At 64.1% G+C, this 13,357-nt stretch carries 12 protein-coding genes; 10 read left to right on the top strand and 2 right to left on the bottom strand.

Annotated features, from left to right (window positions below; all coding sequences use genetic code 11):
* Nucleotides 1-51: 51 nt before the first annotated feature.
* The 6 genes from aroC (at nucleotide 52) to Q4G24_RS01975 (ending at nucleotide 5,449) form a co-directional block, all read left to right on the top strand.
* Nucleotides 52-1,149 carry a chorismate synthase gene (gene aroC, locus Q4G24_RS02000; protein ID WP_303364829.1) on the top strand — a complete coding sequence of 366 codons (1,098 nt, stop codon included), beginning with the start codon at nucleotides 52-54 and terminating at the stop codon, nucleotides 1,147-1,149.
* Entirely contained in the window at nucleotides 1,149-1,517 is a 369-nt protein-coding gene (locus Q4G24_RS01995) for a TfoX/Sxy family protein (RefSeq protein WP_303364828.1), read from the top strand. The genes aroC and Q4G24_RS01995 overlap by 1 nt, the downstream gene beginning before the upstream one ends.
* On the top strand, nucleotides 1,504-2,697 hold the full coding sequence (locus Q4G24_RS01990; RefSeq protein WP_368660916.1) for an MFS transporter: 1,194 nt from the start codon (nucleotides 1,504-1,506) through the stop codon (nucleotides 2,695-2,697). Before Q4G24_RS01995 ends, Q4G24_RS01990 begins: the two co-directional genes overlap by 14 nt.
* On the top strand, nucleotides 2,690-3,742 hold the full coding sequence (locus Q4G24_RS01985) for a glycosyltransferase family 4 protein (protein WP_303364826.1): 1,053 nt from the start codon (nucleotides 2,690-2,692) through the stop codon (nucleotides 3,740-3,742). The genes Q4G24_RS01990 and Q4G24_RS01985 overlap by 8 nt, the downstream gene beginning before the upstream one ends.
* 3 nt (nucleotides 3,743-3,745) lie before the next feature.
* The gene (locus tag Q4G24_RS01980) at nucleotides 3,746-4,360 is read left to right on the top strand and encodes a glycosyltransferase family 29 protein (protein WP_303364825.1); all 615 of its coding nucleotides are present in this window, start codon (nucleotides 3,746-3,748) and stop codon (nucleotides 4,358-4,360) included.
* A gap of 66 nt (nucleotides 4,361-4,426) precedes the next feature.
* Nucleotides 4,427-5,449: an aspartate-semialdehyde dehydrogenase gene (locus Q4G24_RS01975; protein WP_303364824.1), complete on the top strand. Its 1,023-nt coding sequence runs from the start codon at nucleotides 4,427-4,429 to the stop codon at nucleotides 5,447-5,449.
* Between the two features lie 81 nt (nucleotides 5,450-5,530).
* On the opposite strand, the gene Q4G24_RS01970 is transcribed toward Q4G24_RS01975, so the two are convergent.
* The gene (locus Q4G24_RS01970; protein WP_303364823.1) at nucleotides 5,531-6,175 is read right to left on the bottom strand and encodes a carbonic anhydrase; all 645 of its coding nucleotides are present in this window, start codon (nucleotides 6,173-6,175) and stop codon (nucleotides 5,531-5,533) included.
* Between the two features lie 138 nt (nucleotides 6,176-6,313).
* Between Q4G24_RS01970 and Q4G24_RS01965 the strand changes: the two genes are divergently transcribed.
* The 3 genes from Q4G24_RS01965 (at nucleotide 6,314) to Q4G24_RS01955 (ending at nucleotide 8,976) form a co-directional block, all read left to right on the top strand.
* Nucleotides 6,314-6,691, top strand: coding sequence for a hypothetical protein (locus tag Q4G24_RS01965; protein ID WP_303364822.1), 378 nt, complete (start codon nucleotides 6,314-6,316; stop codon nucleotides 6,689-6,691).
* Nucleotides 6,692-6,763: 72 nt separating this feature from the next.
* A complete protein-coding gene (locus tag Q4G24_RS01960) occupies nucleotides 6,764-8,143 on the top strand; it encodes a M17 family metallopeptidase (RefSeq protein WP_303364821.1) in 1,380 nt (459 codons plus the stop codon).
* Complete coding sequence (locus tag Q4G24_RS01955; RefSeq protein ID WP_303364820.1) at nucleotides 8,140-8,976, top strand: NlpC/P60 family protein; 837 nt, start codon at nucleotides 8,140-8,142, stop codon at nucleotides 8,974-8,976. The genes Q4G24_RS01960 and Q4G24_RS01955 overlap by 4 nt, the downstream gene beginning before the upstream one ends.
* Nucleotides 8,977-9,053: 77 nt before the next feature.
* Here the strand turns inward: Q4G24_RS01955 and Q4G24_RS01950 are convergent, their stop codons facing one another.
* A complete protein-coding gene (locus Q4G24_RS01950; protein ID WP_303364819.1) occupies nucleotides 9,054-10,766 on the bottom strand; it encodes a methyltransferase domain-containing protein in 1,713 nt (570 codons plus the stop codon).
* A 352-nt stretch (nucleotides 10,767-11,118) separates the two neighbouring features.
* Here Q4G24_RS01950 and Q4G24_RS01945 point away from each other — a divergent pair.
* The coding region (locus Q4G24_RS01945) for a calcium-binding protein (RefSeq protein ID WP_303364818.1) at nucleotides 11,119-13,357 on the top strand (2,239 nt) is incomplete at its 3' end.

Below are 13,357 nucleotides of genomic sequence, written 5' to 3'. Positions count from 1 at the left end.
TTGCGGCGCGGGGCGCGGGGCGGTATCGGCTAGGACAAAAGAGGGCGCGTCATGTTCAACAGCTTTGGTCATTTGTTCCGCTTTACCACCTGGGGCGAAAGCCACGGCCCGGCGCTTGGGGCGACCGTGGACGGGGTGCCGCCGGGCGTGGCGCTGGACGAAGGCTGGATTCAGCAGTTCCTCGACCGCCGCCGTCCGGGCCAGTCGAAAATGACCACGCAACGGCAGGAACCTGACGCGGTGCGCATCCTGTCCGGCGTGTTCGAGGGCCGCACCACCGGCACCCCGATCCAGCTTATGATCGAAAACACCGACCAGCGGTCGCGCGATTACGGCGAGATCGCCCGCAGTTTCCGCCCCGGTCATGCCGACATCACCTATCATTGGAAATACGGGCTGCGCGATTATCGCGGCGGCGGGCGGTCCAGCGCGCGGGAAACGGCGGCGCGGGTGGCTGCAGGCGGTGTGGCGCTGGCGGTGCTGCGCGAGCTGCTTCCCGATCTGCGGATCACGGGTTACATGGTGCAGATGGGCGCAATGGGGATCGACCGCAGCCGCCTTGATCTGGCCGAGGTCGCCCGCAACGATTTCTTTTGCCCCGATGCGCAGGCGGTGCCGGGCTGGACCGACTATCTGACCGCGATCCGCAAGGATCAGAACAGCGTCGGCGCTGCGGTCGAGGTGCTGATTCAGGGCGCCCCTGCCGGGCTTGGTGCGCCCGTCTATGCCAAGCTGGACACCGATCTGGCGGCGGCCATGATGTCGATTAACGCCGTGAAAGGCGTCGAAATCGGTGAAGGCATGGCGGCGGCGGCGCTGACCGGCACCGAAAACGCCGATGAAATCCGCATGGGCAATGACGGGCCGCTGTTCCTGTCGAACCATGCCGGCGGGATCTTGGGCGGGATTTCCACCGGGCAGGACATCGTGGTGCGCTTTGCGGTCAAGCCGACCAGTTCGATCCTGACGCCGCGCCGGACCATCGACATCGACGGCAACGAGATCGAGCTGATCACCAAGGGCCGCCATGACCCTTGCGTTGGTATCCGCGCCGTCCCGGTGGCCGAGGCCATGGCCGCCTGCGTCATCCTTGACCACTTGCTGCTGGACCGCGCCCAAACCGGCGGCACCCGCGGCGAGATCGGCTGATGAACACCAGCGCCGGAACCTGTGCCGATATTGTCGCGCAGATGATGGTATCGCCGGATGTGTCGGGGCAGGATGCGCCGGGGCAAATGACGGCGCGCAAGATGTTTGGGGAATACAGCCCGTCTTACGGCGGGCTGCTTTTCGGCCCGATTTGCGACGACAGGTTGTATCTGAAGCCTGTCTCCGCCCCCCGCGCCGCCAGCATCGAACCATCCGAGGCCCCACCCTGCCCCAAAGCCAAACCGTATCTGCTGGCCGATCCCGAAGATATGGCCGACCTCACCCCTCTGGCGCGGCTGGGAACGCTGGTGCTGGCGGGAATACGCCGGGTATGCGTCCCAAGGACAGATGCGTATGACGCTGTTTAATGCCGGAATGATTTCGCTGATGCTGGGCTATATGCTCAGCCAGTTTTACCGGGCATTTCTGGCGGTTTTGTCGCCCGTTCTGATTGCTGAACTGGGGGTGACGCCGGGCGATCTGGCCTGGTCCTCGGGGCTGTGGTTCATCGCTTTTGCCGCGATTCAGCCGGTGATTGGCTGGGGACTGGACAGTTTCGGCCCGCGCCGCACGGTCGGGCTGCTGCTGGGTCTTGGCGGCGGCGGAGGCGCGGCCGCCTTTGCGCTGGCCCAAGGGCCGGGAGCGCTGCATCTGGCGATGATCCTGATTGGGATTGGCTGTGCGCCGGTGCTGATGGGTGCCTATTACATCTTTGCCCGCAGCTATCCGCCTGCGGCCTTTGCCACGCTGGCCGGGGTGGCGCTGGGGCTGGGCAATCTGGGCAACATCCTGTCCTCGGTGCCGCTGGTCTGGCTGGTGCAGGCACTGGGCTGGCGCGAAAGCCTGTGGCTGCTGGCGGCGCTGACCGTGGTTGCGGCAGCGGCCATCCTGATCTGGCTGCGCGATCCGCCCAAAGCCAAAGGCGCAACCGCCAACGGCAGCCTGTCCGAAGTCATCGCCATTCGCCCCCTATGGCCAATCCTGCCGCTGTTGTTTTGCGGCTATGCCACCATCGCCGCGCTGCGCGGGTTATGGGCGGGACCGTATCTGGACCAGATCTTCGCCGCCCCACCCGAGCGGATCGGACAGGCCACGCTGGCCATGGGGTTAGCCATCGCCATTGGCGCCTTTGCAAGCGGACCACTGGTGCGGCTGCTGGGCGGGCCGGGCCGGGGGATCTTGCTGACAAACGCGGCAACGGCGCTGTGTCTGGCCACGCTGGCAAGTGCGCCTGATCGCGCCGAGGTTCTGGCCATCACCCTGCTGACGCTCTGCGGGTTGTTTGGCTCATCCTATGCAATGTTCATGGACATTGGCCGCCGCCTGCTGCCACCACATCTGGTCGGACGGGGGGTGACGTTCCTGAACATGTTTTCAATCGGCGGCGCGGGGGTGTTGCAATTCGCCTCGCGTTCGGTGTTTGAACATGCAGCAGCATCCGGCGATCTGCCCCACGCCTATCGGATGCTGTTTCTGTTCTTTCTGGTCCCGCTGGTTTTGGGGCTGGTGATCTTTCTGTTCCGAAAACAGGATACACCTCATGGCTGAAATCGAAGTCATCGCCCCCAACCTGAAACGCCGCCTGTCGGGCGTAACCGCAACCGTGGTCCGGCTGATCCCGATACAGGCGAAGATGATCGGGATTCGCGCCACCGGGCCGGGCCTGCCCCCGGATATTCCTCACATCCCGCTGTGGCAGGCGGCAACCCTGCCGCGCGACCGCTGGCGGGTCTGGCACGCGCGGCGCAATACGGAAATGCTGATGGGCCTGCTGCTGCGGCGGGTCTTGCGGCGGCGGTATCGGTTGCTGTTCACCTCGGCCTCGCAGCGGGAACATTCGGGCTATACCAAATGGCTGATCGACCGGATGGACGGGCTGGTGGCGACCTCGGCCAAAGGGGCCGCCTATCTGGAACATCCCGCGCAGGTGATCCACCACGGTATCGACACCAACCGCTTTGCCCCTGCGCCGGACCGCGCCGCGCTGCGGGCGCGGCTTGGCCTGCCGGACGGGCTGCTGATCGGCTGTTTCGGGCGCATCCGCACCCGCAAGGGAACCGGAGATTTTGTCGATTCCATGCTGCGCCTGCTGCCCGACCGGCCGCAAGTGACGGCACTCGTCATGGGTCGGGCAACGGAAAAGCACCTTGCCTATCTGGCGGAATTGAAGCGTCGGGTGGCAGAGGCCGGGCTGGCCGACCGCATCCTGTTCCTGCCCGAAGTGTCTGTCGATCAGGTCGCGGACTGGTATGCGGCGCTGGATCTTTACGTCGCACCGCAGCGATGGGAAGGCTTCGGCCTGACCCCGCTGGAGGCGATGGCCTGCAGTGTCCCCGTCGTCGCCACCCGCGTCGGTGCGTTCGAGGAACTGCTGACCCCCGAAACCGGCACCCTGATCGTACCCGAGGACGGGGCGGCCATGGATAGCGCCATTGCCCGCTGGCTGGACGATCCGGCCCTGTTGGCGGCGGGGCAACGGGCCGCCCGCGATCACGCCATACAAAACCACGGGATCGAGGCCGAGGCCCGCGCTCTGGTTGATCTGTATCGCCGGATGCTGGACGGCGGCCCGGTCAAAGGGCCAAAGGGTTAAGCGATGAACAGGCTGCAATTCCTGCTGGCCCGGACGCTGCGCAATGAGACCGCCCTGCAACGCCTGTCGGTGCCACAGACCGATCTGTTTGCAGAGCTGGAGGGCAAAACCGTGGCGCTGGTCGGCAATGCCCGCGCCCTGAGCGATCAGCACCATGGCCCCGAGATCGACGCGCAGGATCTGGTCATTCGCATCAACCGCGCCCCTATACCCGCCGCTGTCAGCCACGGCAGCCGCACCGACTGGCTGGCGCTGGCCGTGCGCCTGCCGGATGCCGACCGCACCCGCCTGAACCCGCACCGCATCCTGTGGATGTCGCCCAAGCGCAAGCGACTGGACTGGACCAGCGCAAAGTCGCCGGGGTTTTACCTGCATCCGCAGGCAGAACGGCAGCGGATGCAGGATCGCCTTGCCGCACCACCGACCACCGGGGCAATGATGATCGACCTGCTGGCCCGCAGCCCGATGCGTGGGCTGACCCTGTTCGGTTTCGACTTTTTCGCCTCGCAATCGCTGTCGGGGCGGCGCAGCGCCGCGCAGGTGCCGCATGATTTCAATGCCGAGGCGGATTGGGTTGCCACGCTGATGCAGGCCGATCCGCGCATCCACCGCGTCTGAGCGCCCCTTTTGTTTCGCCCCCTGAACCCCTATGTCCGGGGCAGTCACGCATAAAGGAAGCCGATCATGGGCTATCGTATCGTCGTTGCGGGTGCCACCGGGAACGTGGGCCGCGAGATGCTGAACATTCTGGCCGAACGCGAGTTTCCGGCGGATGAGGTCGTTGCTCTGGCCTCTCGCCGCAGTCTGGGGACCGAGGTCAGCTATGGCGACAAGACCCTGAAAACCCGCGATATAGAAGGGTTCGATTTCAGCGGCTATGACATTGCCCTGTTCGCCATCGGCTCGGATGCGACGAAAACCTATGCCCCCATCGCCGCCAAGGCAGGCTGCGTGGTCATCGACAATTCCAGCCTGTATCGCTATGATCCGCAGGTTCCGCTGGTGGTGCCAGAGGTCAACCCCGACGCCATCGCGAACTATAGCGCCAAGAATATCATAGCCAATCCGAACTGTTCCACCGCGCAGATGGTTGTCGCGCTGAAGCCGTTGCATGACCGCGCCCGCATCCGGCGGGTCGTGGTCAGCACCTATCAATCGGTGTCGGGCGCGGGCAAGGATGGTATGGATGAGCTGTGGAACCAGACCCGTGGCCTGTTCGTGCCGGGACAAGAGGTCGAACCCAAGGTTTTCCCACAGCAAATCGCCTTTAACGTGATCCCGCAGATCGACAGCTTCATGGAAGACGGCACCACCCGCGAAGAATGGAAAATGGTGGCCGAAACCAAGAAGATTCTGGACACGAAGATCAAGGTCACGGCCACCTGTGTGCGCGTGCCGGTTTTCGTCGGCCATTCCGAAGCCATTAACGTCGAGTTCGAGGACTTTCTGGACGAGGACGAGGCCCGCGACATTCTGCGCGAAGCCCCCGGTCTGCTGGTCGTGGACAAGCATGAACCGGGTGGTTACGTCACCCCGGTCGAGGCCGTTGGGGATTTTGCCACGTTTGTCAGCCGCATCCGGCAGGATTCGACGGTGGAAAACGGGCTGAACCTGTGGTGCGTCAGCGACAACCTGCGCAAAGGCGCGGCGTTGAATGCGGTGCAGATCGCGGAATTGCTGGGCAACCGCCATCTGAAAAAGGGCTGACAGCCCGAAAATGACCAGAAACAGCGCCATATCGACCCCATTGATTCGGGGCCAATATGGCGCAAACCTCTTAATATCCGGTTAAACCGCGATAAACCGCCCCGCGCCGGCATATTGCCACAGCTCACCCGCCGCGATGTCATGAACAAGCCCGTGCAGGGTCAGGTCTTCGGCCTCGACCGCTGCGCGGACAAAGGGAAATGTCATCAGGTTTTCCAGCGAAACCAGCACCGCTTCGCGTTCCAGCGCAGCCACCTGATCGGCTTCGGGCAGGTCTTTCACCCGGTCATAGCCGGGCCGCAGAATATCCATCCAGCGACCGACAAAGCTGGTCTTTTCCTCCAATTCGGGCGCGTGGCCGGAACACATCGCATGGCAGCCCGCGACCCCGCCGCAACTGGTGTGGCCCATGACGATCAGATGCGCGACCTTCAGCGTGTTGACCGCATATTCCACCGCCGCCGAGGTGCCGTGTTGTTCGCCATCAGGCGCATAGGCGGGGACAAGGTTGGCAATGTTGCGGTGGATGAAAAATTCACCCGAATCGGCACCGAACATGCTGGTCACATGCACCCGCGAATCACAGCAGGAAACCACCATGGCGCGGGGGCGCTGCCCCTCGTCGATCAGGCGACGATACCAGGCGCGATTTTCAGCAAAAGTCGTGGCCTTCCAGCCGTGATAGCGTTGCGACAGGTATTGCGGCAGCGGGCGCATCGGTTGCATGGACACCTCCTTGATTGGGCGCAGGATAGGTAAAGTTTTAATCAAGTGACAGGGGCGGAAACGGGTTGGCGTAACGATTTCTTGACGTTTCATCCCTATGGTCCCTGCGACAGATAAAGAACAAGGCCCGAGGTAAAGATGAGCAATGTTGCGGCACTCGCCATAGATGAACCCGTGCGCGTCGATGCGCGTCGTGTCGATGATATCGTCTGCGAACTGGGTGAATTGGCGGCGCGGAATGTGATCGGGCTGGCGCTGGAGCAGATGGCACTGACGCTGCATATGCTGGACACCGCACAGCGGGATGGGGAACTGACGCAGATCGTGACGCAGGCCGACCGGCTGGCGCAACTGGCCTGGCAGGTGGGGCTGGTGTCGCTGTCGGGCATTGCCATTGATGCCGGGGAATGTGTGCGCCAGGGCAATCATGCGGCGCTGGCGGCGGTTCTGGCGCGGCTGATGCGCGTGGGCAACCGTTCCCTGACCGAGATTTGGGAGGTGCGGCCATGGGATTGATCGGTGGCGGTGATCCCTTGCGCGGCCCGCGTCAGGGTGTAAGTCTGCATCCGCCATCACAAAGGGGCTGACATGCGGTCTGATCTTGCAAAACCTGATCTTGGGGGGCTGCCGCTCTGGCTTGTCCATGAGGGCGAGGCCCTGCCACAAGGGCTGGGTCATGCGGGCCGGGATTGGGCCATCGCAACGGATTTTGCGGGTCGTATGGGACAGCTATGCCTGTTGCCCGAAGGGGGGCGCGTTGCTGGCGCGTTATTTGGCCTTGGCAAGCCCGGCAACGGGCGTGAACGGTTTCCGCTGGCCCGTGCGGCGGCGGCGCTGCCGGAAGGCTCGGTCTGGCAAGTGCAGGACTGGCGCGGTCTGGACCCCGAGCTTGCCGCGCTGTCATGGTTGCTGGCGGGCTATCGTTTCGACCGTTACAAACGCGGCCCGGCGCGGAATATGGCGCGGCTGGTCTGTCCGCAAGGCGTCGATGCCACGCGGGTAGCCGCACTGGCCGAGGGTGAGGCGCTGACCCGCGACCTGATTAACACGCCAGCCAGCGATATGGGGCCGGACGCGCTGGAGGCTGCCGCCCGCGATCTGGCACAGCGGCTTGGCGGACAGATCGAGGTTACGACAGGCACGGCGCTGCTGGCCGCAAATCTGCCAATGATCCATACGGTTGGCCGCGCGGCGGAACAGGCCCCCCGGCTGATCGACCTGCGCTTTGGTGACAGCGGGCCTCGGGTAACACTGGTGGGCAAAGGGGTGTGTTTCGACACCGGCGGGCTGAACCTCAAGCCCGGCGCGTCCATGGGGCTGATGAAAAAGGACATGGGCGGCGCGGCAACGGTGCTGGGGCTGGCACAGATGTTGGTGCAGACCGGCGCGGTGGCGGGCAAGCGGCTGCGGGTACTGATCCCGGCGGTGGAAAATGCGGTATCGGGCAATGCGATGCGCCCCGGCGATATTCTCACCAGCCGCAAGGGCCTGACGGTCGAAATCAACAATACCGATGCCGAAGGGCGGCTGGTGCTGGCCGACGCACTGGCGCTGGCAACCGAGGAGGCGCCGGACCTGCTGGTCTCGATGGCGACGCTGACCGGCGCGGCACGGGTGGCGCTGGGGCCGGACCTGCCGCCGTTTTACTGCGACGACGACCACACGGCGCAGGCGGTGCAGGCGGCAGGCATGGCTTCGGGCGATCCGGTCTGGCGGATGCCCTTCTGGCAACCCTATGAATCGCTGATTGAACCCGGCATTGCCGATCTGGATAACGCGCCTTCGGGCGGGATGGCCGGGTCGGTGACGGCGGCACTGTTCCTGCGCCGTTTTGCCGAGGGTGCGGGGCGCTACCTGCATTTTGACATTTACGGCTGGCAACCCGTTGCCGCCCCGGCGCGACCCAAGGGCGGCGTGGGGCAAGGCGCACGGGCCTTGCTGACCGCTTTGCCGGAGGTGCTGCCATGACCGGCCCCCGCCTTGACCCCCGCTCGACCCCCGCGACCGAGCGGGTGGCGCTGGACAGCCTGCGCGGCCTGGTCGAACGCCCGAACTATACCGCGGGCCGCCCGGCGCGGGTGGTGCGCCCGGTCGTGGATCTGCGCCGCCAGCCAAACGGGCCGCGCGACCGGCAAATCCTGTTCGGCACCGATGTCATCGTGATCGAGACCCGCGACGGCTGGAGCTTTGTGCAGTCCGATGCCGACGGCTATTGCGGCTGGCTTCTGGATGAGGCGCTGGCCACGGATCAGCCGTGGATCACCCACCGCGTCCGCGCGGCGCAAACGGTGATTTACCCCGAACCCAGCTTCAAGGTGGATGAGATCGGGGCGCTCAGCCTGAACTCTCTGGTCACGGTGACGGAACATCACGGCAGGTTCATGCGGTTGGCCAGTGGCGGATGGGTGCCGGAACAGCACCTCAGCGAAGACCCCGACCGCGACCCGGCGGATGTGGCGGGGCTGCTGATCGGGACGCCCTATGTCTGGGGCGGAAACAGCCGCTGGGGGATCGACTGTTCCGGCATGGTGCAGGCGGCGGCGCTGGCCTGCGGCATTGCCTGCCCCGGCGACAGCGACCAGCAATGCGACTTTTTCCCCGAGGTAAACGACAACTGGCAGCGCGGCGACCTGCTGTTCTGGCCGGGTCATGTCGCCATGGTGACGGGGCCGGATACGATGATCCACGCCAATGCACATGCGATGGCCGTCACCTATGAACGCATCTCGCAAGCGGTTGAGCGGATTGAAGCCTCGGGCGATGGCGCGCTGATCGGGGCGCGGCGGCTGATGCCGGATTAACCGCCGGTCAGGATTGGCGGGCCTTCAGATCCAGCGCAGGAAATATGGCGTAAATGTGGTTTCCCGGCGAAGGGGCTTCAGATCAGCGCCTTCAGGTCAGGGTTCCGGTCCAGCAGCGCCGTGGTCAGCGCCGCGCGGCGGTCCCAAAGCGACAGATACCAGTCGCGCCGCATGCCGGTCTGGTGACAGATCAGGCGGCTGGCGGCGATCTCGGCGCGGGCGGTGGCGCTGATGCGGGCGCGCTCATCCGGGTTGGCCAGCAGGCGCAGCAGGGCGCGGGGCCAGTCGGGCAGGCTGGCGACGATCAGCCCGTTTTCACCATCGCGGATGGTTGCGCCGTAAATCGCGGGCGAGGCCACCATGACGGCACCCCGGCTGGCGGCCTCGACCCATTTCAGATCGGATTTGCCAATTTCCTCGGGGCGGCCTTGAATGGGGGACAGGACCACATCTGCCTGCTCCATTTGCGCAAGATATTGCGGATAATCCAGGCGATCATAGAACATTTTGTGTTCCGTCGGCAGGGCATAAAAGAAGGCCCGGTCCATGGCGACATGAAACACCGTATCGGGAAAAGCCGCAATCGCCGGGACCAGCGCAGCGGCGACGGCATCGGTGCCGGGGCGGTTCAGGGTGCCGTGAAACACCCGCGCCGGACCTTGGCGGGGGCTACGTTCGGGGGCCAGCGCAGCAACGGCATTGGGGAACAGGGCAACCTCGGGCGTGACCGTCAGGAACAGGTCGCGCAGATGCGCCGTCGAGGTCTGCACCGCATGGGCCAGCGCAAGGTTCTGCATCCGCGTCGCCGGGTCGGCGCTGCGCCGGTTCACTTGCCCGGTCAGGGCCGGATCATCGTCATATTCCACCACCAGCAGCCAGCCCGCGCGGACAAAGCGGGCCACCACCGGCAGCAGAACCTCGCGCTCCAGCCGCAGCCGTTGCAGCACCGCGACGCCGGGCGGGCCGGGTGGCACGCTGCTGTCACGAATGGCGGTTCTGACGCGCAGGCGCGGCTCGGGCAGCAGGGCGTCAGCCGGAACGGTGGTGCGCGCCTCCATCAGCGTGGGGGCCATGAACATATGGTGCAGGCGCAGCGGCGGCGGCTGATCCAGGGCCGGACGCTGAGCCAGCGCGACGCATTGCACCGCCTCGGCCCGGCTGCGAAAATCGGCAGCGTCCTGCCCCATGTCAGCGGCCAGCCGGGTCAGCGCCTCGATCCAGCGGACGGATTCGGCGGTGGGCGGCAGCGTGCGCGTGCGCAGGCGCAAGGGGTGCAGCCCGGCCTGCCGCAGCATCGCCAGCAGGGAATCACGGGTGAAAAAAGCCAGATGCGTGCGGTCGAACAGGCCCGCATCCTGACGCGGCCAGTCCCCCTGAACCAGCGCACGCAGGGCCGAATAATGGCCGATATTCGGCACCGACAACGCCAGCACCCCGCCGGGCCGCAGCAGCCCCACCATCCTTGCCAGCATCATTTCAGGCGACCGCAGATGCTCCAGCACATCGCCCATGATGACCAGATCAAACCTGCCCGCGCCGCCGGTGATTTCGGCGTCGCTCAGCGCCTCGGCATCGCCCTGAACCAGCCTGTCAAAGGCAGAGGTCGCCACAGCGGCAGGGCCGGGCGCGGCTTCAACCCCGGTCAGATGCGCCGCCGGGTTGCGCAGCCGATAGGCGCGGGCCAGCGCCCCGTCGCCGCAGCCGATTTCCAGCACCCGCCGCGCGGTCAGCGGCAGCAGCGCCAGCAAGTCGGGGTTGGCATTGGTGTAATAGCTGTCAGGCTGGCTCATGGCGGATTTTGCTGCGTTCTGCCCGATTGTGCAGCGGGACTGGCCTGCGGATCAAGCCAATATCCGCCGATTTGCGCATTATGTTTTTTATGTCTGAAATGTCCGTTGCGCTGCCCCGGCCAAAATGTTAGCGAATGATCAATGATACGGGGCCAGCGCCCATCGATTCGACCGCATATGCGGTTAGCAGTCTGAAAATCATGGAAAACGGGCAACGAATCGTCCGATTGGTTCTTCAGACATTTTGGATCGCCCAAGCGCACCCCGGCCAGCAGCAGCCTTGCCGCCGGGTGGTCCGGCGCGGGCAGAGATTGAAAGCGATGCCCGCGGGCGTCTGGTAAGGACAAAGATAATGGCTGATTTGGATTTCAACTGGACCCGGACTGATGATGCTGTCGACCCCGCTCGAACCAGCGGGGGCAGCGCCAGCTATGGGAACAACTATACGTTCAGTGCTGATACTGGTGGCGTGAAGGTTACGGCCGAGATCACCAAGGCAAATGACGGCAGCAGCGAACTCAATGGCATTCAGTTGAACGCCGGGTCGGGCTATGGGCTGGTTCCTGCGAACAACCTGGGGATCTCTACGGAATCCGTTCTGTCCCTTGGTGCCACGGCTGGGACTGGCAGTGTCGGAACGGCGGCCTTTACGTTTGAAGGCGTCGACGGGTCCGGTTATGGCGACAGCGTTGAAAATGTTAACTTCATTATCAGCAACCTCGACGTTGGCGGTGCGCGCTACGTCGACGGTGTGATCGTTCGTGCCTATGATGCGGATGGCAACCTGATCCCCGTCAGCATGACGCCGACCAGCAGCAGCCGGTCCGCGCCGACCGTGACGAACAATAACACCGGCGAAGTCACCGCAATTGCAAACAAGACGAATTATACTGGTGGCGGCGATGCTGACACCGGCGTAGCAATCAATATTGCCGGCCCCGTTTCGAAGATCGAGGTTGAATATATCCGCTCCGCCACGACCGGGGCGGGAACTTCGGGCGGAACCTCAGGCACCAGTGTCCTTTATATCTCTGATATGACCTTTGGGACGACTCCGGCCGTCAACCCCGACGGGATCGTTGACGGCACCGCTGGGGCCGATGTGATCGACGCGGTTTATGTGGACAAAGACGGCGACGTTGTGGATGGCAACGATAACACGCTGGCCGGTGTGGCTGCGGGCGGCGTGGCCGGGTCGAATGACGACCTGATCAACGCGCTGGCCGGTGATGACACGATCAATTCCGGCAACGGCAACGACACGATCTATGCCGGTTCGGGTAACGATTCGATCGTGGCCAACAACGGCAACAATGTCATTTACGGCGATCAGGATTACAACTCGTCCGTCAACCCCGGCACCGGCAATGACACGATCACCACCGGCGCGGGCAATGACCTGATCTATGGCGACCACAACCTGACCACTGGTTCCAAAGACGGCGGCGACGACCTGATCAACGCAGGTGATGGCGAAAACACCGTCTACGGTGGCGGCGGTGATGACACCATCACCACGGGCGCTGGTAATGACCTGATTGATGGCGGCGACGGTGACGATTTCATCAACTCGGGTGCGGGTAATGACACCGTTTATGGTGGCGCTGGTGATGACACCATCGTGGCGGGCGTCGGCAATGACTATCTGGACGGCGGCGAAGGCGATGACTCGATCCTTGGCGGCGCCGGGGATGACACGCTTCTGGGTGGCGATGGTAATGACACCATTCGCGGTCAGGCTGGCAGCGATCTGATCTATGGCGGCGCGGGTGACGACTCGATCCAGGGTGGTTTCAGCAGCGAGGCCGGTCACACGTTCGACGACACCATCTATGGTGGTGACGGCGATGACACGATCGACGCCAATGTCGGTGACGATCTGGTCTATGGCGACGAAGGCAATGACTGGATCCGTGGCGGCGTCGGTGAAGATACGATCTATGGCGGTGCAGGCAATGACACGCTGATCGGCAGCGAAGGCAACGACCTGCTGCATGGTGGTGACGGCAACGACATCATCTATGGCGACCGCCAGAATCCCGAATGGACCGGTGACAGCCCGGATGTTGTTCCCGGCAATGACACGCTGTTCGGTGATGCGGGTGACGACACGCTGTATGCCGGCCTTGGGAACGACTATCTGGACGGCGGCGCTGGCGCGGACTGGCTGGCGGGCAATGCTGGCGACGACACGTTCATCGCGGGCAGCGGCGACACGATTGCCGACTTTAACTTCGGCAACACCGGGCCGATCAACGATGGCGACCAGACGAACAACGATTTCGTTGATCTGTCGGGCTATTACAACGAGACGAACCTTACGATCATCAATGATGCGCGTGAGGCCGCCGGGCTGGAGCCTTACGGCAACCCGCTGGTCTGGATGCGGGCCGATCAGGAAGATGATGGCGTTCTGAACGACATCAGCACCGCGAACGGCTTTGGTGAGGACTTTGTGTTCACCATCCAGAACGGTGGCACGGCTGTCGCGGGCGATGACCTGACCTGGGACAACACCAACGTGGTCTGCTTCAGCGCCGACGCCCTGATCGAGACCGCGCGTGGCCCGGTTCGCGCCGGTGATCTGACTG

The organism is Paracoccus sp. (in: a-proteobacteria), from assembly GCF_030538695.1.
Classification (GTDB): domain Bacteria; phylum Pseudomonadota; class Alphaproteobacteria; order Rhodobacterales; family Rhodobacteraceae; genus Paracoccus.
The sequence above is the reverse complement of the archived record's forward strand: the minus strand, read 5'-3'. Positions and strand labels throughout refer to the sequence as shown.

Coding starts and splice junctions, on each gene's coding strand:
- Q4G24_RS01980 (WP_303364825.1), top strand. CDS start 3,746: ATGAACAGGCTGCAATTCCTGCTGGCCCGGACGCTGCGCAATGAGACC.
- Q4G24_RS01965 (WP_303364822.1), top strand. CDS start 6,314: ATGAGCAATGTTGCGGCACTCGCCATAGATGAACCCGTGCGCGTCGAT.
- Q4G24_RS01970 (WP_303364823.1), bottom strand. CDS start 6,175: ATGCAACCGATGCGCCCGCTGCCGCAATACCTGTCGCAACGCTATCAC.
- Q4G24_RS01975 (WP_303364824.1), top strand. CDS start 4,427: ATGGGCTATCGTATCGTCGTTGCGGGTGCCACCGGGAACGTGGGCCGC.
- Q4G24_RS01995 (WP_303364828.1), top strand. CDS start 1,149: ATGAACACCAGCGCCGGAACCTGTGCCGATATTGTCGCGCAGATGATG.
- Q4G24_RS01960 (WP_303364821.1), top strand. CDS start 6,764: ATGCGGTCTGATCTTGCAAAACCTGATCTTGGGGGGCTGCCGCTCTGG.
- Q4G24_RS01985 (WP_303364826.1), top strand. CDS start 2,690: ATGGCTGAAATCGAAGTCATCGCCCCCAACCTGAAACGCCGCCTGTCG.
- aroC (WP_303364829.1), top strand. CDS start 52: ATGTTCAACAGCTTTGGTCATTTGTTCCGCTTTACCACCTGGGGCGAA.
- Q4G24_RS01950 (WP_303364819.1), bottom strand. CDS start 10,766: ATGAGCCAGCCTGACAGCTATTACACCAATGCCAACCCCGACTTGCTG.
- Q4G24_RS01990 (WP_368660916.1), top strand. CDS start 1,504: ATGACGCTGTTTAATGCCGGAATGATTTCGCTGATGCTGGGCTATATG.
- Q4G24_RS01955 (WP_303364820.1), top strand. CDS start 8,140: ATGACCGGCCCCCGCCTTGACCCCCGCTCGACCCCCGCGACCGAGCGG.